Source organism: Cytobacillus gottheilii (genome assembly GCF_018582665.1).
Classification (GTDB): Bacteria; Bacillota; Bacilli; order Bacillales; family Cytobacillaceae; genus Cytobacillus; species Cytobacillus gottheilii.
In genome coordinates this window covers 1,506,815-1,530,937 of the sequence record NZ_CP071709.1, presented here as the reverse complement: position 1 = coordinate 1,530,937, position 24,123 = coordinate 1,506,815, and the positions used below count along the sequence as shown (strand labels likewise).

General features: G+C 39.4%; 21 protein-coding genes. 3 read left to right on the top strand and 18 right to left on the bottom strand.

Features of this window, described 5'->3' with window-relative positions:
• Positions 1-22: 22 nt before the first annotated feature.
• From J1899_RS07510 to J1899_RS07485, 6 genes are all read right to left on the bottom strand, one after another.
• A complete protein-coding gene (locus J1899_RS07510; protein WP_214478272.1) occupies positions 23-1,681 on the bottom strand; it encodes a peptide-binding protein in 1,659 nt (552 codons plus the stop codon).
• A gap of 153 nt (positions 1,682-1,834) precedes the next feature.
• Positions 1,835-2,854 (bottom strand): ABC transporter ATP-binding protein, encoded by a 1,020-nt coding sequence (locus J1899_RS07505; protein WP_214478271.1) that lies wholly within the window; start codon positions 2,852-2,854, stop codon positions 1,835-1,837.
• A complete protein-coding gene (locus J1899_RS07500; RefSeq protein WP_066447546.1) occupies positions 2,851-3,837 on the bottom strand; it encodes an ABC transporter ATP-binding protein in 987 nt (328 codons plus the stop codon). Before J1899_RS07500 ends, J1899_RS07505 begins: the two co-directional genes overlap by 4 nt.
• A 278-nt stretch (positions 3,838-4,115) precedes the next feature.
• Positions 4,116-4,844, bottom strand: coding sequence for a DUF2268 domain-containing putative Zn-dependent protease (locus J1899_RS07495; RefSeq protein WP_214478270.1), 729 nt, complete (start codon positions 4,842-4,844; stop codon positions 4,116-4,118).
• A 195-nt stretch (positions 4,845-5,039) separates the two neighbouring features.
• The gene (gene fabF / locus J1899_RS07490) at positions 5,040-6,278 is read right to left on the bottom strand and encodes a beta-ketoacyl-ACP synthase II (protein ID WP_214478269.1); all 1,239 of its coding nucleotides are present in this window, start codon (positions 6,276-6,278) and stop codon (positions 5,040-5,042) included.
• A gap of 39 nt (positions 6,279-6,317) precedes the next feature.
• Positions 6,318-7,250: a beta-ketoacyl-ACP synthase III gene (locus tag J1899_RS07485; RefSeq protein ID WP_066447557.1), complete on the bottom strand. Its 933-nt coding sequence runs from the start codon at positions 7,248-7,250 to the stop codon at positions 6,318-6,320.
• Between the two features lie 279 nt (positions 7,251-7,529).
• On the opposite strand from J1899_RS07485, the gene J1899_RS07480 reads away from it, so the two are divergent.
• Positions 7,530-7,847 carry a hypothetical protein gene (locus J1899_RS07480; protein ID WP_214478268.1) on the top strand — a complete coding sequence of 106 codons (318 nt, stop codon included), beginning with the start codon at positions 7,530-7,532 and terminating at the stop codon, positions 7,845-7,847.
• A gap of 129 nt (positions 7,848-7,976) precedes the next feature.
• Here the strand turns inward: J1899_RS07480 and J1899_RS07475 are convergent, their stop codons facing one another.
• From J1899_RS07475 to J1899_RS07460, 4 genes are all read right to left on the bottom strand, one after another.
• The gene (locus J1899_RS07475; protein ID WP_214478267.1) at positions 7,977-8,168 is read right to left on the bottom strand and encodes a ComZ family protein; all 192 of its coding nucleotides are present in this window, start codon (positions 8,166-8,168) and stop codon (positions 7,977-7,979) included.
• A gap of 16 nt (positions 8,169-8,184) precedes the next feature.
• Complete coding sequence (locus J1899_RS07470) at positions 8,185-9,153, bottom strand: BMP family ABC transporter substrate-binding protein (RefSeq protein WP_066447563.1); 969 nt, start codon at positions 9,151-9,153, stop codon at positions 8,185-8,187.
• Positions 9,154-9,324: 171 nt separating this feature from the next.
• Positions 9,325-10,137 (bottom strand): hypothetical protein, encoded by an 813-nt coding sequence (locus J1899_RS07465; protein WP_214478266.1) that lies wholly within the window; start codon positions 10,135-10,137, stop codon positions 9,325-9,327.
• Between the two features lie 45 nt (positions 10,138-10,182).
• Positions 10,183-10,923, bottom strand: coding sequence for a lipase family protein (locus J1899_RS07460; protein ID WP_214478265.1), 741 nt, complete (start codon positions 10,921-10,923; stop codon positions 10,183-10,185).
• Between the two features lie 612 nt (positions 10,924-11,535).
• On the opposite strand from J1899_RS07460, the gene J1899_RS07455 reads away from it, so the two are divergent.
• Positions 11,536-11,727, top strand: a complete 192-nt coding sequence (locus J1899_RS07455) for a YjzD family protein (protein WP_066447571.1) — start codon at positions 11,536-11,538, stop codon at positions 11,725-11,727.
• Between the two features lie 58 nt (positions 11,728-11,785).
• Here the strand turns inward: J1899_RS07455 and clpB are convergent, their stop codons facing one another.
• On the bottom strand, positions 11,786-14,392 hold the full coding sequence (gene clpB / locus J1899_RS07450; RefSeq protein WP_214478264.1) for an ATP-dependent chaperone ClpB: 2,607 nt from the start codon (positions 14,390-14,392) through the stop codon (positions 11,786-11,788).
• A gap of 103 nt (positions 14,393-14,495) precedes the next feature.
• On the bottom strand, positions 14,496-14,681 hold the full coding sequence (locus tag J1899_RS07445; protein ID WP_180320287.1) for a YjzC family protein: 186 nt from the start codon (positions 14,679-14,681) through the stop codon (positions 14,496-14,498).
• Positions 14,682-14,837: 156 nt separating this feature from the next.
• Between J1899_RS07445 and J1899_RS07440 the strand changes: the two genes are divergently transcribed.
• Complete coding sequence (locus tag J1899_RS07440) at positions 14,838-15,641, top strand: undecaprenyl-diphosphate phosphatase (protein ID WP_246586610.1); 804 nt, start codon at positions 14,838-14,840, stop codon at positions 15,639-15,641.
• A 58-nt stretch (positions 15,642-15,699) separates the two neighbouring features.
• Here the strand turns inward: J1899_RS07440 and argF are convergent, their stop codons facing one another.
• The 6 genes from argF to argJ all read right to left on the bottom strand — a co-directional run bounded on the left by argF (position 15,700) and on the right by argJ (position 24,118).
• Positions 15,700-16,656: an ornithine carbamoyltransferase gene (gene argF, locus J1899_RS07435; RefSeq protein WP_214478263.1), complete on the bottom strand. Its 957-nt coding sequence runs from the start codon at positions 16,654-16,656 to the stop codon at positions 15,700-15,702.
• On the bottom strand, positions 16,653-19,769 hold the full coding sequence (gene carB, locus J1899_RS07430) for a carbamoyl-phosphate synthase (glutamine-hydrolyzing) large subunit (protein WP_214478262.1): 3,117 nt from the start codon (positions 19,767-19,769) through the stop codon (positions 16,653-16,655). Before carB ends, argF begins: the two co-directional genes overlap by 4 nt.
• The gene (locus J1899_RS07425; protein ID WP_214478261.1) at positions 19,762-20,841 is read right to left on the bottom strand and encodes a carbamoyl phosphate synthase small subunit; all 1,080 of its coding nucleotides are present in this window, start codon (positions 20,839-20,841) and stop codon (positions 19,762-19,764) included. Before J1899_RS07425 ends, carB begins: the two co-directional genes overlap by 8 nt.
• A gap of 106 nt (positions 20,842-20,947) precedes the next feature.
• The gene (gene argD / locus J1899_RS07420) at positions 20,948-22,099 is read right to left on the bottom strand and encodes an acetylornithine transaminase (RefSeq protein ID WP_214478260.1); all 1,152 of its coding nucleotides are present in this window, start codon (positions 22,097-22,099) and stop codon (positions 20,948-20,950) included.
• On the bottom strand, positions 22,096-22,869 hold the full coding sequence (gene argB, locus J1899_RS07415; protein WP_066447589.1) for an acetylglutamate kinase: 774 nt from the start codon (positions 22,867-22,869) through the stop codon (positions 22,096-22,098). Before argB ends, argD begins: the two co-directional genes overlap by 4 nt.
• 13 nt (positions 22,870-22,882) lie before the next feature.
• Entirely contained in the window at positions 22,883-24,118 is a 1,236-nt protein-coding gene (gene argJ / locus J1899_RS07410) for a bifunctional ornithine acetyltransferase/N-acetylglutamate synthase (protein WP_214478259.1), read from the bottom strand.
• Positions 24,119-24,123 lie beyond the last annotated feature (5 nt).

Here is a 24,123-nt window from a genome sequence, read left to right as displayed (position 1 = left end):
TCCCTTTCTTCAGTAAAACGAATTACTCTTGCTCTAACCACCATTTGTTAATTTTGTAAAGTTGGTTTTTCGCATGGAATTCATAACCTTGTAAGTTTTCAGGCAATGCACGGAATTCTTCAGGGTAGTATAAGAATGTGTATGCTTGATCTTCTGCAAGACCTTGCTGAACTTGACCGATTTGTTCTTTACGCTTTTCTTTATCTAGTTCTTGTAGAGATTGGTCCATAAGAACATCTAGATCAGGATTAGAGTATGCAGTAAAGTTTAATCCTGCTTCAATTTCTTTCGTATGGAAGATTCCGCTTGGATCTGGATCAGTTCCAAGGCTCCATCCTAATACAATTCCTTCGAAGTTCCAAACGCCTGGGTCGATATCAGCGATTAATGAGCTGAACTCAACGATTTGAGGAACGATTTCAATTCCTACTTCTTTTAATTGCTGCTGAAGAATAACAACGATATCTTCACGCACTTTATTACCTTGGTTTGTTTTTACTTCAAAAGAGAATCTTTCGCCGTCTTTTTCTAAGATGCCGTCATCGCCAGGAGTCCAGCCAGCATCTGCAAGCATTTGCTTCGCTTTTTCTACATCATATTCAAACTTTGGTACATCTGGATTGTAAGCCCAGCTTAATGGACTTTCAGGTACGTGTGCTACTTCACCATATCCAGCCATAACTGATTCAACAATAGCTTCACGATCGATTGCATGTGTAATTGCTTGACGAACTGATACATCTTGGAACATTTCCATACGCTGGTTAAGTCCTAAGAATGTGTAAGAAAGAGCCAGGCCGCTTTCTAAACGGATACCTGCAGCATCTGCAAAGCTTTCAACTGTTGGTACGTCAGGCTGAGCAACTCCAGCATAATAATGAATATCTCCAGCTTGAAGCTGTGCTAAAATAGCATTTGCATCTGGAACAATTTTGTATGTTACTGAATCTAAATATGGACGTCCATCCCAATAATCTTCATTAGCTACAACTTTAACGTACTCGCCATCTCTCCACTCTTCAAACTTGAATGGACCAGAACCGATTGGGTTCTTTGTATTAAATTCATGCTCACCAAGTTCAGGAATTGGAACGTCTCCTAAGATATGCTCAGGAAGGATACCGAAACCTAGACCAACAACTGGGAATTGAGCATCTACTTTGCTCATGTTGAACTGAACAGTGTAATCATCAATTTTCTCTACAGATTCTACTGCCTCAAAATAAGATTTACGAGGGCCATCATATTCTTCGCTTAATGGAATGTTGTATGTGAAAACAACATCATCTGCATTTAATGCTTCACCATCATGGAATGTTGCGCCTTCTTTAAGTTTGATTGTATAAGTTAAGCCGTCTTCTGCTGCGTCAACTTCTTCAGCAAGACCGCCGTCAGTTACTGGATTGAATTCTAAATCTGATCCAACTAGGGAATCAAAGATCATACCTTCAATGTCAGAGCTTGATGCATCACTTGAATATAAACCATTAAACATTGTTGGTGCACCAGATGAACCAATGATCAAATCGCCGCCTTGTACTGGCTCACCGCTTGGTTCTGCTGGAGCTTCCGGCTCTTCTTCTGGTTCAGTATCTGCTGCATCATTGCCTCCTCCAGAACATGCCGCAAGAAACATTGATAATACTAAAAGAACACTAAGTAACCATGCTTGCTTTTTCATTCATCTTCCCCCTAAATATTATTTGTGAATATTGCAAATCTTTAGAAACGGAGTATGCTATTGCAGCAACGCCCCCTTTCAAATATTTTTGAAAACTTATGTTTATTTCCCTATATAGAGGGAAAATAACTAATGGTATTTGTTTTAAGTAAGTTAATACAAATGACATGCAACAAAATGATCTTTTTTCACTTCTCTAAATTCAGGTACTTTCTCTGAGCACATTGCTGTTGCTGCAGGACAGCGTGTATGAAATACACAGCCTGCAGGAGGATTTGCCGGACTAGGCAGATCACCTTTTAAGATAATGCGCTCCCTTGGTGCTGTGCCTTTCTTTCTCGGAGTTGGAACAGCTGATAATAGAGCTTGAGTGTATGGGTGAAGAGGCTCTTCATAAATATCCTTTTTCGGAGCAAACTCCATAATTTTCCCTAAGTACATAACCCCAACACGATCACTAATATGACGGACAACACTTAAGTCATGTGAGATAAATACATAGGTTAGTCCCATTTCTTCCTGCAGATCTTTCATCAGGTTAATAATTTGAGCTTGAATCGACACGTCAAGAGCAGATACAGCTTCATCTGCAATGATTAAGTCTGGGTTTAGTGTCAATGCTCTGGCAATCCCGATTCTCTGTCTTTGCCCTCCGGAAAACTCATGTGGGTATCGGTTAATGAACAATGGATTAAAACCAACACGGTCCAATAGTTCATCAAGTTTATCCTCACGTTCTTTTCCTTTATACATGTTATGAGTTTTCATTGGTTCTAATAAAATTGATTTTAATGTTTTCCTTGGATTTAATGATGCATAAGGATCCTGGAAGACCATTTGAATATCCTTACGCACTGTTCTGCGCAATTCTGATTCGCTCATTTTGCTAATATTTCTGCCTTTAAAAAAGATATCTCCAGCAGTAGGCTCGTATAGTCTTATTAGTGTACGGCCAGCAGTAGATTTTCCACAGCCCGATTCTCCAACAATCCCAATGGTTTCCCCTTTTTTAACTTTGAATGACAATCCATCGACTGCTTTAACAGAACCCACATTGCGCTGAAGAATTCCCGCTTTAACAGGAAAATGTTTTTTTAGATCATTCACTTCTAAGATATAGTCTGAATCTGTAATAATGCTAGAATTAGAATCTTTTTTTGTTAATGTACTCATGAAGTAGCCTCCTTATCTCCGTGCAAGAAACAACGTACCTTCCGTGAGCCGCCTTCAACATCCATTAATGCTGGAAGTGCGCTTCTGCATTTATCAAATGCATGCGGACAGCGTGGAGCAAATCGGCAGCCTTGTGGAAAATGCTCGGGTGGCGGCACATTTCCTTCAATGGATTGCAGTCTGTCTAAATCATCATCTAATGAAGGGATGGAACCCATTAAGCCTATTGTATATGGGTGAAGCGGTTCATCAAAAAGATCTTCTACCATTGCTTCTTCAACTACCTGTCCACAATACATAACGACTACTTTATCGGCCACCTCTGAAACGACACCAAGGTCATGTGTGATCAGTAGAATGGAAGTATCGTATTTTTTGCTCAAGTCCTTCATTAAGTCTAAAATTTGCGCCTGAATTGTTACATCCAATGCTGTCGTAGGTTCGTCAGCAATTAGAAGTTTTGGGTTACAGCTCATCGCAATTGCGATCATGACCCTCTGCCTCATGCCTCCGCTCAGTCTGTGAGGATACTCGTCGACTAAAGCTTTTGCTCTTGAGAATCCTACAAGTTCTAACATTTCAACCGCTTTTGTCCTTGCTTGGCTTTTATTCAATTTCTGATGATACATCAGCACTTCTATAATTTGTTCTCCGATTGTTAAAACCGGATTTAATGATGTCATTGGCTCCTGAAAGATCATTGATATGTCATTTCCGCGGATTTTACACATTTGATCATCTGTAAGTGTAACTAAATCCTGTCCATTAAATAGAATTTGACCATCAACAATTTTACCTGGCGGACTAGGAATGAGCCGCATAATGGAGAGAGATGTAATACTTTTTCCAGAACCGGATTCTCCAACAAGTGCTACTGTTTCTCCTTTTTGGATTGTTAAATCAACACCATCAACGGCTGGAATATTGGCCTTTTTTTTCATAAAGTGTGTTTTTAAATTTTTGAGTTCTAATAGTGCTGTCATAATATCCCCCGTCCATCTTTAAAAAATAGACTCCGATAAATATATTAAAATAGCGTTTTTCTATTTTTTAGAATATATTAATTTCGGAAATTTTCAGATTAATTATCTGTATATTATTACAAAAACATTACGAGTTCAAGAAGTTTTTTTAAAATTCTTCTTTTTTCATTAATTTAAAATAAATTTATTATTAAATACATTGCGAATAAACCAATAATGACAACGCTTTCCAGATTAATTAAAAAAAGGAGAATTTTTTCATTCTCCTTTTTGGTATATTACTCAAATGCTTCTGTATCAGCATTCCAAGCAGATATAAATTTATCAGCGGGTTTTGTAAGGGAATCTAACAAGGTAATTTGATTATTTTCTGCATATTTACAAATAATTACATAACCAGCTGCATATCCAAGCATGTCTGGCACATTTCTTTTTCCAAATAATACATGATCATGAAGCCTTTCTTTTTTCTTCTTCGTTAAATATGGTTTAATAAACTGTTTCCAATAGGCTTCAATTTCTTTTTCCGTATAATATGTGCACCAGTCAGAAACATAATCTTCACCGCAGCAGATCTTTACTGTGTGTTCTGCCAAACCCTCTAATACAATGGAATCCAGCAGGGTAAACTCGGAAACTGCTTTCTTTAATTTATTCATTCTGCAGACATGATGGTATTCATGTACGAATAAAGCTTCAAGTTCTTTGGGGTCTTCTGCAGGCGATAAAAAGAGAAAAACTTTATCTTTAAAAGAAACGCCTGACTTTCCAAGCTGATGTCTCACAAAAAGGGATTGCCTTGCTTCAACAGGGAAAATATAAATGGGGATATCTGGTCCATTCCATTTCCTTTGATACATTTTAAATAGCTCATTCACCTGAAGCCATACATCCTGTTTTTGCAATTTCTGAACATAATCATAGGTTTTGCGGTTAGGAGTATACATGCCAAAGCTCTTTAAGTACTGATATAGCTTTTCAGGCTCATCTTCATGAAAAAGCGGCATAATCTTTTTGATGATGTCTAATGGTTTATCAAAATGCTGTTCCAGCCATACGCTGGTGTTTATAATCCCAAGTCAATCGTCTCCTTTACTTTCCTCATTCAATAGGTTATGAAAGAACGAATGTCTTGGTTCATGTGTGCCATTTATGCAAAAAAGCTGACTCCCATTTTCAATAGAGTCAGCTTTCGCTTATTTTTAACTAAATTTTTTAAAGACGATGGTTGCGTTATGGCCGCCAAATCCTAGTGAATTACTCATAGCTGCTTTAATTTCTTTTTCTCTTGCCTGGTTAGGCACATAATCTAAATCGCACTCTGGGTCAGGTGTTTCGTAATTAATGGTAGGAGGAAGAATGTTTTCCTTCATTGCCATCAGTGTGAAAATAGCTTCAACACCGCCAGCTGCTCCTAATAAATGGCCAGTCATTGATTTTGTAGAACTTACAGCCAATTTATAAGCATGGTCTCCAAACACTTCTTTAATGGCTAATGTTTCGAATTTATCGTTATAATCTGTGCTTGTTCCATGGGCATTTATATAATCGATATCTTCTGGAGTTAAGCCTCCATCATTAATTGCTATTTTCATCGCTCGTGCTCCGCCTTCTCCGCCTGGCGCAGGAGCTGTTATATGATATGCGTCGCCAGTTGCGCCATACCCAACAATTTCTGCGTAAATTTCCGCTCCTCGTGCTAATGCATGCTCCATTTCCTCCAGTACAAGGATTCCGGCACCTTCTCCAATAACAAACCCGTCACGATTTTTATCAAACGGTCTGCTCGCTGTCTGTGGATCTGGATTCGTTGATAAAGCAGTATTTGCACAAAAACCGGCAACAGACATCCTTGTAATTGGTGCTTCTGCACCTCCAGTGATCATGGCATCAGCATCTCCGCGCTGTATGACCTTAAAGGCATCTCCGATTGAATTTGTACCTGTTGCACATGCTGTTACGGTACAAGAGTTAAAGCCTTTTGCACCTAATGTAATAGAAACCTGCCCTGTTGCCATATCTGGTATCATCATTGGAACAAAAAATGGGCTGACTCTGCGGTATCCGCGATTTAAAAAGGTTTCAAACTGATTTTCAAATGTTTCCATTCCGCCAATCCCTGAACCAATCCATACCCCAATACGTTCCGCATTCTGATCATTGATTTCAAGCTTAGCATCCTCTACAGCCATTAATGAAGCTGCAATGGCATAATGGGTAAACCTATCCATTTTACGTGCATCTTTACGATCTATAAATTCTTCAGCATTAAAATCTTTTACTTCTGCTGCTACCTTTGCTGGATATTCATCTGCATTTAACCTCGTTAATGGTCCGACACCTGATTTACCTTCTTTAACATTACCCCAAGATGTCTGTGCATTATTCCCGAGTGGTGTTACAGCACCAATTCCCGTAACGACAACTCTCCTCTTGTTCATAAATAATACCGCCCCTTTAAATGTTATTGTGATTAAAATTTATCTTCCCCAGCGAAGTGCAATTGCACCCCATGTTAAACCGCCGCCAAAACCGACCATAACAATCAGATCGTCATCTTTAATTTTTCCGGCCTCCAGCTCTTCTACCATTGCAATGGGAATAGAGGAAGCAGAGGTATTTCCGTATTTTTCAACGGTCATTGACATTTTTTCAACCGGCAGGTCAAGGCGTTGACGAGCAGCTTCCATAATTCTTATATTAGCCTGATGAGGGATTAAAAAGTCAACATCTTCCTTTGATAATCCTGCTTTTTCTAAGACATTAATACAGCTTTCACCCATTTGTCTTACTGCAAATTTGAACACCTCTCGGCCGTTCATAACAATATTCTCATCTTGGTAAAGGTACTTTCCGCCAGATCCATCAGCTCCCAGTTCAAAAGATAAAATTCCTCTTCCTTCTGAGACCGGTCCCATTACTGCTGCACCTGCTCCATCTCCAAATAAGACAGCTGTATTCCTGTCATCCCAATCTGTAATTTTTGAAAGTTTCTCTACACCGACAACTAGGACGTATTTATAGGCGTTAGTCTTAATGAATTGCTGCGCTGTGATCATGCCATACATAAACCCAGCACATGCTGCACTAAGATCCATAGCTGCAGCTTTTTTAGCACCAAGCCGTTCCTGCAGCATGCATGCTACACTTGGAAAAGGCTGATCTGGTGTTACTGTCGCTACAAGAATCAAATCAAGTTCTTCCGCTGTTATATTCGCATTTTTTAATGCTTCTACTGCAGATTGGTAAGCTAAATCAGACGTATCTGTCTGGTCATCAGCGATCCTTCTTTCACGAATACCTGTGCGTGTTCGGATCCACTCATCAGATGTATCTACCATCTTTTCAAGATCACTATTTGTTAAAATTTTTTCAGGTAATGCTCTGCCGAGACCTAGTACACCTGCATTCATATTTTCCACTCCCAACATAATGGTCATTGCAATCCAATATTTAATATTATTATCAATTATTATGACTTGGTACTAATTTTATCAAAAACAGGGCCACTTTTGCAACTAATTGATATGAATGTCCATACACTTTGAAATTAAACACATATACTATGACTAAAAGAAGATCTGTATGTAGAATTCTTTAAAACCTTTTATATATTTTTAGTTTGTGCTGTTTTCGATTATTTCAGACTCATTCTAGTAAAAAGCAATGAGTGTAGGCGGGGGGAGACTCAAGTGAGTGATAAAGACAAAGAATTTAGACAGGACCCTTTCTCTCAGTTAATGTTTGGGAGCAATAGACAAGAGCGTTCTGTAAAGCAGGACTGGATTTTAGGCAGAAGAAAAGCTGAAGACATAGAGTTTAAAGAGGATAAAGAGGCTAAAGACGTTAATAGCGCTGCACAGCAAAAGATTGAACAGATCCTTGAAAATGTTGATTTGGATGGGTTAATGAATAATCTTGGCACATTGATGTCATCTGTTGGTGAATTGAAGCCATTGATGAAAAAAGCCGGGCCGCTACTGCAAAAGTTTTTAAATAAAAAAGACTAATCAAATCACATTTCTCCTGGAGTAAAGAGGAAACCTTAAAAGCAAATATACTTCGTTGTAAGTTGTCCAGTGCCGGTTATTTTCCTGCACTGCTAATGTAAAATGCAAAAAAACCGGCATCAGCCGGTTTTAGTCTTCTTTTAATGCATCTTCTTTTCCTAGCTCGTACGCCTCATTCATAACTTTTGTAAATAACGACATAAATGGCTGAATCATTTCCATAGAAAGCTCTACTCCAGCCTCTTCAAGCTGCTGCTTCGCTTCCGGTAAGTACTTCATTGCGATCGCCATAAATTCCATCGTTTTATCATTTGATTGCATAGTTAGATCCTCCGTTTTACTGCTGCTCATTATTTGGCAGCTTTCCTGTGCTTTTATACTGATTGATTGCTTGGTTCATTTCTTCTTTAAAAACTTGATCCACCACTGGACTAAACTTACCTAATGAAATGACATCATCTTGAAAATCAAAAGATAAATTCCCTGATGGCAGCTCTCCATTGTTAAACTTATCAGCAACAAGCTCATATAAGACATCGACATGCTGAATGGTACTTGTTAACACCGTTGATTCCCCAAGATCACTCTGATCCGAGATATAACCGATCGCATATTGCCCGTTTTCTTTTATTTTTTCGATTATCGGGACATTGTAGCCATCTCCAGCAGGGTAAATAACATCCGCACCTGTATTATTTAGCTTCCCCAGCATGATATTGGCTGTTTCATGATCGTCCCAGCCTCCGACGTATTCTATTTTAACATTAACATCTTTATTTTGGAATTTTGCGCCTTCAGCAAATCCCTTTATTTCAGGCTGCCATTCAAAAGCCGCCAACACGCCAACCGTATTTGTTTTTGTCATATGACCCGCGACCATTCCACCGAAAAACCCCATTGCGTATCCTTCAAATCCTAGGCTTGTCGTATTCTTGTTTTTTGCATCACCATTAAAGCTGACAAACTGTATATGAGGATAGTCTTCGGAAAAATCATTAAAATATTCAGCATACTCATTTCCATGCCCAAAAATAAGGTTGACACCTTTTTGATCAAATTCCTCTACTGCACGCTGGACGATCGCTGCAGAGTTCATCCCCTCTTTATAATAAACCTCAATATTATAATGAGATTGAATCTTTAGCATTCCTTTATAGCCTTTTGTTCCCCATACTTGATCGTTCACTGTGTCAGGCACTAATAAACCAGCCTTCTGCAATGTTCCTGGCGACATAGCCTGTCCGCATGAAGATAAAAAAATAAGGCACAAAAGAAGGAACCCGAATTTCTTGAATAAAAGATGCATCTCTTCTTTCTCCGCCTCTCATTTGGAAAGCTGCAAAACTTTCAATCTAGGTGAAATTTTCCTGCACTAGTCCTATTTTACCTTGCTATGACGCTGTTTGAAAAGATTTTTTTCCAATATCACTTATACAGGCTTCTTTATACTTGATTTTTCACTGCAGAGTATGCACAGCTATATACGGTTGAATACAATATGTTGCTTCTGTTTTTTTATGCCCTCACATTTCTCTTCATCGGATTCGATTTCATAAATGTGCAGGTGTTCTGGAAGCTTTGCTTCTCTCTCTGTATGTCGAATGTATTCTTTTTCAATCTCTAAGAGTGCAGCACAGTGCTGCCATTGCCCAGCAATCTTATTTCGAACGAACCAATCTCCAGATGATCCTTTTTCGAAGATATCCAATATCGCCTTAATGGTATACTGAACATAAATAGCATCCTCTTGCCATTCGCGGCCACTGATCGTTAAAGTGCCAGCTTGATCTGCTTTTTTTAAACATGCCTGTTGAAAGGCAAATTCTTCAGGCTGCCATTCACCATAAATAGTCGGCAAAAAGATGAAACATATCTTATTTTCGTGTTCCTTAAAAGCTTCTTTTATTTCTGATCTGCAGATATATTGATTTATCTCCATCTGAACTGGCAATAATAGCGTAATCTCTGTATCTGCTCCTGCCGCACTTTTTGCATGTTCTATCCATTTGCCATACATCTCTTTAATTCTTTTCGTGTCATTGCGCAAGTACAAACTATAAAAGTCAAAAAAAATGTGTTTTGGCATCTCGCTGCCAAATGGTTCTTTTAAGTCATCCCATTCTAAGAAGTTTGCATTTCTTCCTAGCTCAAGACGCTTGTTTTCAAGCATATCATCAGCGAATAAGTCTGATCTTACTGATGATATGCTATAACCTTCATCAAGCAGCCCTTTAGTGAGATGAAAACCAATAAAATCAAAACCGCCATATATGATTACTGAATCATTCATATAAATCCTCCCAAGTACATCCTTACTGTAGCGTATGCACAAGTTTCACAGCACTTTCTCATATTTTTTAAAAAAACCGATCATTTGCGTCCCCATCAGCTGCATTTTCTCAGGAACAATATAATAGACGGATATCGGCGCTTCTTCATCCTTCCATTTTACAGAAAGCTGTTTGAGCATATTTGATTGCTTATACGCTTTTCCCCCGGATAATACATGAATGATTTTTACTGGTGATTTTAGGTTTTCAATTAAATATTGTTCATCATAGGTATTAACCAATTCAATGACTTTACTGCTTTCCGTTTTATAAGAGGCCGCAAGTTCTTTTAATAATTTTTTATAAAAGAATTTATGTTCTTTCTCTTGGTTAAGGTGGTTTTTTACAGATAATATAGGATTAATAAATACCGCTGAACGGATTTTGTCCCCCATCACGTCCATTAACTTTAATGCGGCCAAAGCCCCCATACCTTCTGCAATTATATGAATTTTATCATTAAGAATTTCAGTCCGTGTCACATAACCATACAGGCTTTTCGCCATTTGAACCGCTTCATTGCTTCCCCAGTTTCTTCCGAATAAATTGGAATAAAAGATCGTATATCCTGCTTCTTCAAGTTTGTGAATTAATGCTGCTTTTCCTTCATTTTGAGTCCAAAAACTGCTGTTTTCGTCTACGAAGTGCCTTTCATCCCCGATAATTAATATACCGAAACCACTTGGCTTATCAGGGTAATGAATCATGCTCCATTCAGTATCCATCTTAAAGTTTCGGTGTTTCATTTCCAAAAACTCCTTTTATTTTTCGTTCATATTCAATGTATGCTTGGATAGTTGAATTGGAATGGGATATTACCTATTTTTGGAGAATACCAAAGCATCATTAATCTCTCAGCGGCTAGCCACTTGAGGTGTCGGAGCTGAGCAAGGCGCTTCCGCTTTTCTTTGTCCAGCTGCAGCGCCTAGCCCCTCGAGGTCTTAAGCCAATCCGTCCAGAAGGTTAAAGAGCAACCTTCTAGCCGTCTTGTCTTAAGCTTGTCGGGGCTGAGCAAGGCGCTTCCGCTTTTCTCTGTCCAGCTCCAGGCGCTAGGGGCTCGAGGTCATAAGCCATTCCAGTCAAAAGGTTAAAGAACAACCTTCTGCCTGGCCTGTCTTATGCTTGTCGCCCCTGGGCAAGCGCCTTCCGCTTTTCTCTGTCCAGCTGCAGCGCCTAGCCCCTCGAGGTCTTAAGCCAATCCGTCCAGAAGGTTAAAGAGCAACCTTCTAGCCGTCTTGTCTTAAGCTTGTCGGGGCTGAGCAAGGCGCTTCCGCTTTTCTTGCCACATTCAAGTTTATTATTTTGGGTTGTTATGGTAAGATGTAAAGGGATTCAATTATGTAAGAGGTGAACTATTGATGAAGTATTTGTGGACTTTCATTTGGACATTTCTGCTTGTTCAAATGCTATCGTATGTTGCGGGTAATATGCTAGGCGCTTCTTATGATTTTCAAACTAGTGCGATCCTTGCAGTTGCAGCAACTCTATTAATTTATGTTATTCCTGCCATCATTCCAGACGAGCCTGCAGAGAAAAAAGCGATTCATTAATTGTTAAAATATCGTCAGCCTGTTTTCAGGCTGACGATATTTTATTTGATAAGATTTTTCATTTTACGGCTACTGTCAGTTTATTTTCCTCCAGAGCAATGACAACGTCACTTTCTTCTTTTATCGTCCCAGAGATAATTTCCTTTGCCAGTGCTGTTTCTACATTTTTTTGAATATAGCGTTTTAACGGTCGAGCACCATAAATAGGGTCATAGCCATTTTCAGCAATATATTCAACTGCATGATCCGTTATTCGTAAATTCACTTGCTGATCGGTCAATCTTTCTTGAAGTTCATTTAGCATATTTCTTACAATTCCATGTAAATCGGCAAGCGATAAAGGTTTAAAGAGAATAATCTCATCTATGCGGTTGATAAACTCTGGTTTAAAGTGATTTCTAAGCTGATGAAGTACATTATTTCTAGTTTCTTCTATAATATAGTCATTCTCTCGCACTTCATCGCGTTCCAGTAAGAAATTTGAACCTATATTGGATGTCATAATAATCACTGTATTTTTGAAGTCAACCATTCTTCCTTGTGAATCAGTAATTCGTCCATCATCTAACACCTGCAGTAAAATATTAAAAACTTCAGGATGTGCTTTTTCAATTTCATCTAATAAGATGACCGAATACGGTTTTCGTCTTACTGCTTCAGTAAGCTGTCCGCCTTCTTCATAGCCAACATACCCTGGAGGAGCACCAACTAATCTTGACACTGAATGTTTTTCCATATATTCCGACATATCAATACGAATCATTTGATCTTCACTGTCAAATAACACTTGTGCCAATGCTTTGGCCAGCTCTGTTTTACCTACTCCTGTTGGTCCCAGAAATAAGAAAGAACCGATTGGACGATGGGGATCTTTAATACCAGCACGTGCTCTAATTACTGCATCAGACACAAGCTGAACTGCCTCATTTTGGCCAATAACTCTTTCTTGTAAGATTTCCTCCAGCCGAAGCAGCTTCTCACGTTCTCCTTCTACTAGCTTTGCAACAGGGATGCCTGTCCATCTGGCGACAATCCCTGCAATTTCTTCCTCTGTTACTTCTTCCCGTACCAGCTTATCTGATTGTCCTTCATTAACTTCCTTCTCAAGGATCTTCAATTCTTTTTCCAGCATTGGTATTTTCCCATGTCTTAATTCAGCAGCGGTGTTTAAATCGTATTTATTTTCCGCATCTTCCAAGTCACGTCGATGCTTTTCTAATTGTTCTCTTTTCTCCTGTAATCGTTGAATTCCTTCTTTTTCGAGCAGCCATTTTGTCTGTATGGTTTTTGCTTTTTCTTTTAAAGCAGAAAGTTCTTCTTGCAGGATAACAAGCCGTTCTTTACTTACGGCATCTTTCTCCTTTTGCAGTGCAGCTTCTTCAATTTCCAGCTGCATGACTCTTCTTGTTACCTCATCTAGCTCAGTTGGCATTGAATCCATTTCCGTACGGATCATTGCACATGCTTCATCTATTAAATCAATCGCCTTATCTGGCAAAAATCGATCTGTAATATAGCGGTCAGATAGGGTGGCAGCAGCAATTAGAGAACGGTCATGAATATTTACTCCATGATGAATTTCAAACCGTTCTTTTAGCCCTCTTAAAATGGAGATTGTATCTTCCACATTAGGCTCTTGTACTAAAACTTGCTGAAACCTCCGTTCAAGTGCTGGATCCTTCTCAATATACTTGCGATGCTCATCCAAAGTGGTTGCCCCTATACAATGCAGTTCTCCTCGGGCAAGCATGGGCTTAAGCATGTTGCCGGCATCCATAGCACCCTCTGTTTTTCCTGCGCCAACTATGGTGTGAAGCTCATCGATAAACAGCAGTATTTTCCCATCGCTCTTTTTCACTTCATTTAATACCGCTTTTAGCCTTTCTTCAAACTCTCCTCTAAACTTTGCTCCTGCGATTAAAGAGCTCATATCAAGTGAAAAAATCGTTTTGTCTTTTAAACCTTCTGGAACATCTTTTCTGACAATCCGCTGTGCAAGTCCTTCTACAACTGCTGTTTTCCCAACTCCCGGTTCACCGATCAATACCGGGTTGTTTTTGGTTTTGCGTGATAATATCCGAATAACATTGCGTATTTCCTGATCACGGCCAATGACTGGATCCACCTTACCTGCTCTTACCTCTTCGACAAGGTCTCTTCCGTATTTTTTCAGCACATCATAAGTTGCTTCTGGATTTTCCGAGGTCACGCGCTGATTCCCCCTTATTTGGTTAATGATTCCCTCTAATTTACCTTCTTCATTAATTGATTCTCTCAGCAGTTTCCCTGCTGCCGATTTCTTCACTTTTAACAATGCCAACAAAAAATGTTCGGCAGATAAATACTCGTCTTGCCACGTTTTCATAAGGTTTTCTGCTTCAGCTAATACTTGTTGCAGTGTATTTGTAATATATAATGTTCCTGCCTTAATTCCGCTGCCGGAAACTTGTGGTTTTGTTTGTAGTTGATTTTCAATATTATGGATCAGCTGATCCGCATTAATGGATGCTGCTTTTAAGATTGATGAAGTTAATCCTTCTGTTTTTACAATAAGTGAATAAAGCAGATGCAGATCATCAACTTCCTGATGTTCTTTGCGAACAGCTAAGTTTTGCGCACTTATTAACCCTTCCCGAACATGCTGTGTCATTGAATTTATATCCATCCGCACATCCTCCTTTGACCATTATTGACCTTTATTTTATTATATCCGTTTTTTTACATATGTAAAGCCATTCAACTTTTCATTGAATGGCTTTTGCTGTGTTTTAAGGTTTGCGTTTGTATGTCCATATCCGGTTATGATTTGAGTTTTCAGGAAAATGATCACCAGCTTTTAGTTTGATCATTTGCGGGTTGTTGACATTGCTTCCAGTTTCGCCGACTTCTATATAGATCCCATTGTTAGGTGCTGCCTGACCTGCTTTAAATTGTCGATTTTGTCCCAAAAGAATAACCCCCTTATTCAAATAAGTCTTTATTAGTATTGCCTTTATGTCTTATTCAATTTAGTAAAATTATTTCCATTGAACTTCAAGCTATTGCTTTACTTATATACTGTTTTTATTGTTTAATGAAATGGTGTCATCTTAATACTGGAGGATAACAATGTGACTGATTTTATTACTTTGCTCAAATATTTATTCCTTGGGTTACTTCAAGGCTTAACTGAGCCCATTCCCGTTTCATCAAGCGGACATGTAGAAATTGCTGCTTATTTTTTTGACTTAAATATTGTAGGAATGAGCTTTGCTATTCTTGTCAATACTGCCTCTTTAATTGCTGTCCTTCTCATCTACAGAGAAGATATATATAGGCTCGTCAAAAATGGTGTGCTCTATTTAAAAACGAAGGACCAAAAGGCAGAAGCGGACTTTCGTTTTATTATTTATTTAATTGTTGCAACAATTCCGGCAGGTGTAATTGGTGTACTATTTGGTGATTATTTAACAGGCAATATTAAAACCGTTGGTATTACATTGTTAGTTACAGGGGTTGCCCTCTGGATCATCAGAAACCTGCGGGGAAGAAAAAATGATTCAACCATTACTTTAAAAGATGCAATTATTGTTGGTCTTGCACAAACAGTAGCGTTAATTCCTGGTATAAGCAGATCAGGAGCTACCATTGTAGCTGCAATGGGGTTAGGCATGAAGCAGGAAACAGCCTTGCGCTTTTCCTTTTTAATGTATATTCCCGTTAGTGTTGGGAGTGCTATATTAGGCTTTAGCGACATGCTGAACGATCCGAATATTTCTACCCTTGCTATACCATATGTCATAGCGTTTATTGCTTCATTAATTGCCTCTTATTTTTCTTTAAAATGGTTTATGGGCATTATGGCTCGAGGCAATCTGAAGATCTTTGCTTTTTATTGTTTTATCGCCGGGACACTCGTTTTAGTATTTTCCTGATTAGACCCAAAAATGCTCAATTCCTTATAACGGAATTGAGCATTTTTTATAAATAGGCTTATAATAATTCTGATAAAAGTGCTTTTTGAACATGCAGACGATTTGCTGCCTGATTAAATACTGAAGAGTTTGGACCATCAATAACAGCTGCTGTCACTTCCTCACCTCTATGTGCCGGCAGACAATGAAGGAAAATTGAATCCTGCTTGGCTAATGCCATTAGTTCTTCATTTACCTGATAATCTTTAAAGATCATAAGTCGTTTTTCGTTCTCTGCTTCCTGTCCCATACTCGTCCAGACATCCGTATAAATGACATCCGCGTTTTTCACACTTTCCTCAACATCGTAGTTTACAGCAATCTCTGCACCGCTCTTCTGTGCAAATTCTTTGGCCAGCTGTAATACAGTCTGTTGCGGTTCGTAGCCTTTAGGACAAGCAATAGTCATATTTATCCCCAATTTAGCGGATGCGATTAATAAAGAATGTGCAACATTATTTCCATCACCGACATAAACAAGCTTGATTCCTTTCAGACTTCCTTTCTCTTCAAGGATTGTTAACATATCGGCAAGTGCCTGGCACGGATGGTAAAGATCTGTTAACCCATTTATCACAGGAATGGTTGCATGTTCTGCCAGTTCTTCAATTAATTTATGGGAAAAAGTGCGGATCATAATACCATCAACGTAGCTCGATAGCACCTTTGCAGTATCAGCAACACTCTCTCCTCTGCCTATCTGCAGATCGCTGCTGTTTAAATAGAGAGCATGCCCGCCTAATTGCAGCATCCCTGCTTCAAAAGATACTCTTGTGCGCGTCGATGATTTTTCAAAAATCATGCCGAGTATTTTACCCTTTAAAAGCGTGGGGTCTTCCCCTGAATAGATACCTTGCTTTAATTGCTGTGCTTTCAATAGAAGACCATTAATTTCCTCTGTGCTAAAATCAGCCAGTGTTAAAAAATCTTTGCCTTTCATATTTAGATTGATTTCATCTGCTATAAGTCCTGTCATGATACATTCACTCCTTCACTTACTTTTAACCCGCTTCTCAGCAGCCATTCATTCATACTCGTTACTTCCCACTCTGTATTCTTTAACGCCTGTAAAAAGGCTTCCAATGATTCTTTCTTCGAGAACGAAATTAATCTGTTCTTTACAGCAAGCTCCCTCTCAGCCGCAGCATGATTGCCTTCGAAGGGATTATACAATGCTATAGCTTTATCATGACTCCAATCAAAAGCATTTGCAGGAACCATTTTCACACCGTAACTGCTGCATTCATCCGCAAATTCTTGTATCACGGAAACATCAGCAGAAATGATTACTTTTTCAAATCCAGGTTTTAAACTCGATTCGAATGCCTTTCTTAATGCCTCTGTGATATCAGAAGCTAAGGCAATCCCTTCACCAGTTGATTTCATTTCCGGTCCAACAAAACTATCCAAACCTTTTAACGCATAATTTGAAAATACAGGATATTTAACACATACAAAGGGAAATTGGTATGCAGGGAATTGATCTTGTTCCATGTCATATTTCCCAAGCAATATTTTTGTCGCAATTTGTACGATTGGAACACCAGTTACTTTGCTGACAATTGGCACTGTCCGGCTTGCACGCGGGTTTACCTCCAGCAGATACACCTGTTCTCCGTCTATAATATACTGAATGTTCATTAAGCCTTTGTAATTCAGTTTTTGGACAATCTGTTTTGCGTAAGTAAGCATCTTTTCCTGTACTGCTAGTGACAAGGTTTGCGGAGGCAGCATTGACATACTATCGCCTGAGTGAACACCTGTATGTTCAATATGCTCCATGATCGCTGGTACATGGATATGAACTCCATCAGCTGCTAAATCAAGCTCTGCTTCCTTTGCTTCAAGGAAACGATCCACTAAAACTGGATAGACAATCCGTTTAGAATGCAAGTAGTTTTTATAGCTAACACCATCTCTGATTAACTCCATCCCTTTTCCGCCGATTACATATGAAGGACGAAGCAGGACAGGAAAACCAATCTTATCTACTGCAGTATCCAGCTCTTGCTTTGAATGAACCAAATCTCCGTCAATATGAGGGATCTGCAATTCATCGAGCAGCTGGTAAAATAATTCCCGGTCTTCTAGTTTTGCTATTTCTTTTGAGCTTGTGCCTAGTAATGTAACCCCATAGTCTTCAAGCTGTTCTGCCAAGTTCAATGCAGTCTGCCCTCCTAGCTGAACAATAACTTGTTCAATCTGCTCAGCTTCGATTACATTAAGAACATCTTCTAGTATCAGCGGTTCAAAATATAAGCGATCAGCAGTCGTATAGTCGGTACTCACTGTTTCGGGATTATTATTAATCATGATGGTTTCAATTCCGGCATCTTTTAACGCATAAACACCTTGAACAGAGCAATAATCAAATTCGATTCCCTGTCCGATCCGAATAGGACCGCTCCCAATAATAAGCACCTTAGGTTTATCGCTAAAGGTTTGTTCATTTTCTCCATAATAGCTTGAATAAAAGTAATTGGATTGTGCTTCAAATTCAGCCGCACACGTATCAACCATTTTATAAACAGGTAAAACACCGAGTTCTTTGCGCAAAAGGCGAATGTCTGCTTCTTTTTTGTTCCAGGCAGAAGCTAAGAATGTATCAGAGAAACCTTTTTCTTTAAAGAATGCAAGGTCTTTCTCTGTTACGGTTTCAGCTGACGTTCCTTTAATTTGTCCTTCGATCTTCACTAAACGTTCAAATGCAGTTAAAAAGAAATAATCCATGTTGGCTGCTTGATGTAATTCCTCTGTTTTCATACCTCTGCGAAGCAATTCCATCATGATAAAGAAGCGCTGATCATTCTGCTCTTTTAAATATTGGAGTAATAAAGAGGTTTTACACTGCTGCAGCTCTGGTAAAGATAATCCAATGCAGTCCAGCTCCAATGAATGAACTGCTTTTTGGAGAGCACGTTCAAAATTCCGATCTATTCCCATTACCTCTCCTGTCGCTTTCATTTGTGTGCCAAGTTTTCGATCCACATATGGAAATTTATCAAAAGCCCATTTCGGAAATTTGACAATGCAATAGTCCAGCGCAGGTTCAAAGCTTGCAAACGTATCTCCTGTTACAGGATTAATCAATTCTGATAATTGATAACCAACTGCCAGCTTTGCAGCCATTCTTGCAATTGGGTATCCGGTTGCTTTGGAAGCCAGGGCTGAAGAGCGGCTGACACGCGGATTTACTTCAATAAGATAGTATGACTGACTGTTAGGGTCTAGTGCGAATTGGATATTGCATCCACCAATAATGCCCAATTCCGAAATAATTTTGATTGAGGCAGTTCTCAGCATCTGATATTCTTCATCTGTCAATGTCTGAGAAGGTGCAACGACAATTGAGTCGCCAGTGTGGATACCGACTGGGTCAATATTTTCCATATTGCAGATTGTAATACACGTATTACTCGAGTCACGCATGACTTCGTATTCAATTTCCTTGTATCCTGCAATGCTTTTTTCAACGAGACATTGACCTATCGTACTTTCCTTCAAACCTCCTGCAACAAGAGGTTTCAGCACCTCCATACTATCAGCAATGCCTCCTCCAGTTCCGCCAAGTGTATAAGCTGGACGAACAATAATTGGGAAGCCGATCTCCTCAGCAAACTTTATTGCCGCAGCTACATCTGTTACCACTTCACTATCTGGCACAGGCTCATTTAATTTTTTCATTGTTGCACGAAAAGCTTCTCGATCTTCTCCACGTTTAATGGAGTCGATACTTGTGCCCAATAGCTTAACATTAAATTTGGTTAGTACACCTTGTTCATGCAGCTGAAAAGCAAGATTCAGTCCCGTTTGCCCTCCTAAGGTTGCAAGCAGGCCATCAGGACGTTCTTTTTCAATAATTTTGGTTAGACTAAGAGCAGTTAGCGGTTCTGCATAGATACGATCCGCAAACTTTTCATCAGACATGATGGTTGCGGGATTATTGTTTACGAGGATAACCTTATATCCCTCTTCTTTTAATGCTGCACATGCTTGTGTGCCTGCATAATCAAATTCTGCAGCCTGCCCAATCACAATCGGGCCTGATCCAATCACAAGGATCGACTGGATACTGTTGTTTTTAGGCATTTATATAACTCCTCTTCTTAAGCGTAGTCAATTTCAAAAACTCATCAAAAATGTATTCTGCATCAGACGGCCCTGGATGTGCTTCAGGGTGAAACTGAACGGTTTGTATAGGCAGCTCTTCGTGTACAAGGCCCTCAACAGACTGATCATGTAAATTGATAAATCTTTTCTTAAGACCAGTACCGTGTAAACTGTCTTCATCCACAACATAACTATGGTTTTGTGAGGACATAAATACCTTTCCTCTTTCCAGATCAGCAACCGGATGGTTTGCCCCGCGATGACCAAATCGCAGCTTTTTGGTGTTTGCACCTAGAGCTAGGGCAACCAGCTGATGTCCTAAACAAATTCCAAGCGTGGGATAGTTTTGCACCATTTCCTTAATAACAAGTAGCTTCTGTTCTAATTCTTTTGGATCTCCTGGACCATTTGAGAGGACTATTCCATCTGGTTTAAGATTATGAATGTCATTGATGGATGCAGAGTATGGAATGGTTGAGACCCGGCAATTTCTTTTCAGCAAACAGTCGACAATCGATTTCTTTGCACCATAGTCAATGACCACAATATGCTTCTTTCCATCTCCAAAATGTTCAATATCAGATGACACTACCTTCCTTACCTTTTGATCCTTTTTTAAAGAGCATTTCTTTTTATCAAGGTCAGCTTCTTTTGTCATAACAGCTCCCATTGTGCCATGAGCTCTTATTTTCTTGACAATCGCCCTTGTATCCATGTGCCCTAATACCGGTACATTCCATTTCTCCAAATATTGTTTAAACGTATATTTGGCTTTGTAATGTGATGGCATTTCACTGTTCTCATAAATAATAACCCCCGCTGCATGCGGTTTTTTGCTTTCAAAATGGTCTTCATTGATTCCGTAATTTCCAATTAGCGGATACGTAAAAACAATGATTTGATCTTTGTACGAAGGATCACTGATCACTTCCTGATAGCCTGTCATGCCAGTAAAAAAGACTATTTCCCCTTTTACCTCATGATCTAATGAATGGGACAGCCATTCTCCTTTATAGGTCTCTCCGTTTTCTAAGTGCAGGTAACCTTCCATGTGAACACCTCAAACGATGTATTTTTATTAATAAACATTTATTTTTATGCATAATGAACAAAAAATTGGCCTCTGTTTTCCGCAGAGATAAGACGCTGGATTCTTTTTAAACTTTTGCGTGCACTTCATTTAATACTGCTTTAACAATGTACATTGCTTCATCAATTTGTTCGTAAGTAGCGGTTAATGGGGGCAATATGCGAATCACATTCTCACCGGCTGGAAGCAGCAGTAAACCCTTCTCCCGCAACTGTGCTAAAATCGGTGCAGCTTCTTTCCTTAGCTCTATACCTGCCATCAAACCTAGCTGCCGAACATCCGCTACAAAAGGATTGCTCAGTAATTCTTTTAATGAATTCTTTAAGTAATCAGCCTTCTCCATTACTTCTTTCAAAAAGCCAGGTTCAAATATAGTCTGCATTGTCACTGTAGCCGCTGTAACCGAAATTGGATTGCCGCCAAATGTTGATCCATGGCTGCCAGGTCCAAACGCTTCCTCAAGTTTTTTACTTCCTATGACAGCGCCAATGGGTAATCCGCTTCCAAGTCCTTTAGCAACCGTCACTATATCAGGCGTCAGATCAAAATGCTGGTAAGCAAAAGGCTTTCCTGTTCTTCCCATTCCTGTTTGAATTTCATCTACAATCAGTAATGTTCCATTGCTTTGACATAGATTCTGCAGCTCCTTCAAAAACTCTTTTGCTGCTATATGGATGCCTCCTTCTCCTTGAACAATCTCAAGCATAACAGCAGCTGTGTCTTCATCCAATTCTTCAGTTAGTCCTGCTAGATCATTAAATGACACATGTTTAAATGTCTGAAGCAATGGGCCAAAACCAGTTTGGATTTTTTTCTGACCGGTTGCAGACATGGCTGCAAATGTCCGCCCATGAAATGAGTTTGAAAATGTGATAATTTTATTGCGTCCTGTCGCTTTTCTAGCCAGTTTAATGCCAGCTTCATTTGCTTCAGCACCGCTGTTGGAAAAGAAAACAAGGTCGAGACCTGCTGCTTCAGCCAGCAGCTTGGCAGCTTCATCCTGTTTACTCTGAATAAATAGATTGGATACATGCCAAAAGCTATTAAGCTGGTTTTCTATTGCCTTTTGCACATTGGCAGGACGATGTCCTAAGTTGCAGACACCAATCCCGGAAGTGAAGTCTAAATAGTTATTTCCGCTTTTATCGATTAATCTGCTTCCTTCAGCTGAAATAGGTTCCACTTCCCATTTTGAATATACCGGAAAAAGATAACTCATATTTGCAGCTCCTTCCTATTTCTGATTTCTGTACCAAGCCAACTTTGACCGTCGTAAAATCCTGTTTTCCCCGAAACAATACTGATTGTATTTAGTCCTTCTTCTAGAGCTGAAATGGCGGATTTTACTTTTGGAATCATCCCTCCAGTTATTTCTCCGTCTTCTATTGAAGAATTGATTTGTTCCACCTCAATACTTGAGCAGTACTCTCCGCCGATTTTTATGCCTGGTACATCCGTGACAAAAATGCATCGCTCAGCACCCATTGCAACCGCAACCGCAGCAGCAGCTGTATCGGCATTTACATTAAATTTCACTCCATTTTCACCCAAAGCAATAGGTGTAATGACCGGTATAATTTGAAGAGCTAATATGCTCTGAAGAAATTCTGTATTTACATTTTCTATGCTGCCGACATATCCCAATTCTTTTTCATTTAAGTACGTTCCCTGCAGCAGACTAACATCACTTCCATTAATACCTAAGGCTTTAAGGCCGCTTGTTTGCAGCAGAGCTGTCAACTTTCTGTTTGTCTTGCCTGACAAGATCATTTCAGCAGTTTCTAATACTTCTTTTGTCGTTTTTCTCAGTCCATTTACAAATACACTTTGAACTTGAACAAGTTCAAGCATTTTATTAATATCTGGACCTCCTCCGTGAACAAAAATAAACTGATAGCCTTCGGATTTTAGTGATTTTACATTTTGCAGAAAAGATGGAGATAACGAATCCAATACACTGCCGCCGCACTTGATCACAATCTTTCTCATCTGATCTTACCTCCTACGTCCGATAGCTGGCATTAATTTTCACATAATCATAGGATAAATCACAGCCCCATGCTTTTCCCAAACCTGTTCCCTGATGGAGATCGACGGTAATTTTAACTTCTTTATTTTTCAAGTAGCCAGTGGCTTCTTCTTCAGAAAAAGGCTGTGGTTCACTTTTTTGCAGCATTTGAATATCCCCTATTCTGATATCAACCATACTGTTATCAATAGATACTCCACTTTGACCTAAAGCGCCGATGATTCTGCCCCAGTTAGCATCAGCTCCAAACATGGCAGTCTTAACGAGGTTTGAACCAACAATTTGTTTAGCCGCTTTTTTTGCATCATCATCATTAACTGCACCTGTCACTTCAACTTCAATTAGCTTCGTGGCACCTTCACCATCCCGTGCAATTTGCTTCGCCAAATTTTCACATGTCATTGAAAGCAGCTGAACAAAAGCTTTCCATTCTGGATGCTGAGGAGATAAAGGAGAATTATCTGCTTTCCCGTTAGCCATGACCAGAACCATATCATTTGTTGAGGTGTCTCCATCAACGGTTATCTGATTAAAGCTATGATTGGTTACTTCCTTTAGCGCTTCATGCAGTGAACCGCTGTCCACCTCTGCATCGGTTGTAACAAATGCAAGCATTGTAGCCATATTCGGGTGAATCATGCCAGAGCCTTTCGCTGCGCCTCCCATTGATATCGTTTTTCCGTCAATCGTAGTAGTATAACAGCAGGACTTCTGCACTGTATCTGTTGTCAGTATCGCTGTTTGAAAGTCTTCTGCACAGCTGCCGGTTGAATCTGGTGCTAATTGTTTTATGCCCTGTTCAATTTTATCCATTTGCAGAAATTCTCCAATGACACCAGTAGAGGCTACGGCTACATAATGGGAAGGAATGCCGAGGTGTTTTGCTCCATATTCTCGCATCTGCAATGCATCCTGATAGCCTCTTTCTCCTGTACATGCATTTGCACATGCACTATTGACAACAACCGCTTGAATTAATCCTTCTGCCGCAATACTGTCTTTGGTCACATGCAGAGGTGCTGCCTGCACCATGCTTGTTGTATATACGGCTGCTGCTTGAGCAGGTTTTTCACTATAAATAACGCCTAAATCTTTTTTAGAGTATCTAAGGCCGGCATGGACTCCCGCTGTTTTAAAGCCAATAGGCGAAACAATACTGCCGCCTTGGACCTCACTGATCTTTTCTGCTGATTGTGACAAAGCTTGCATAATAC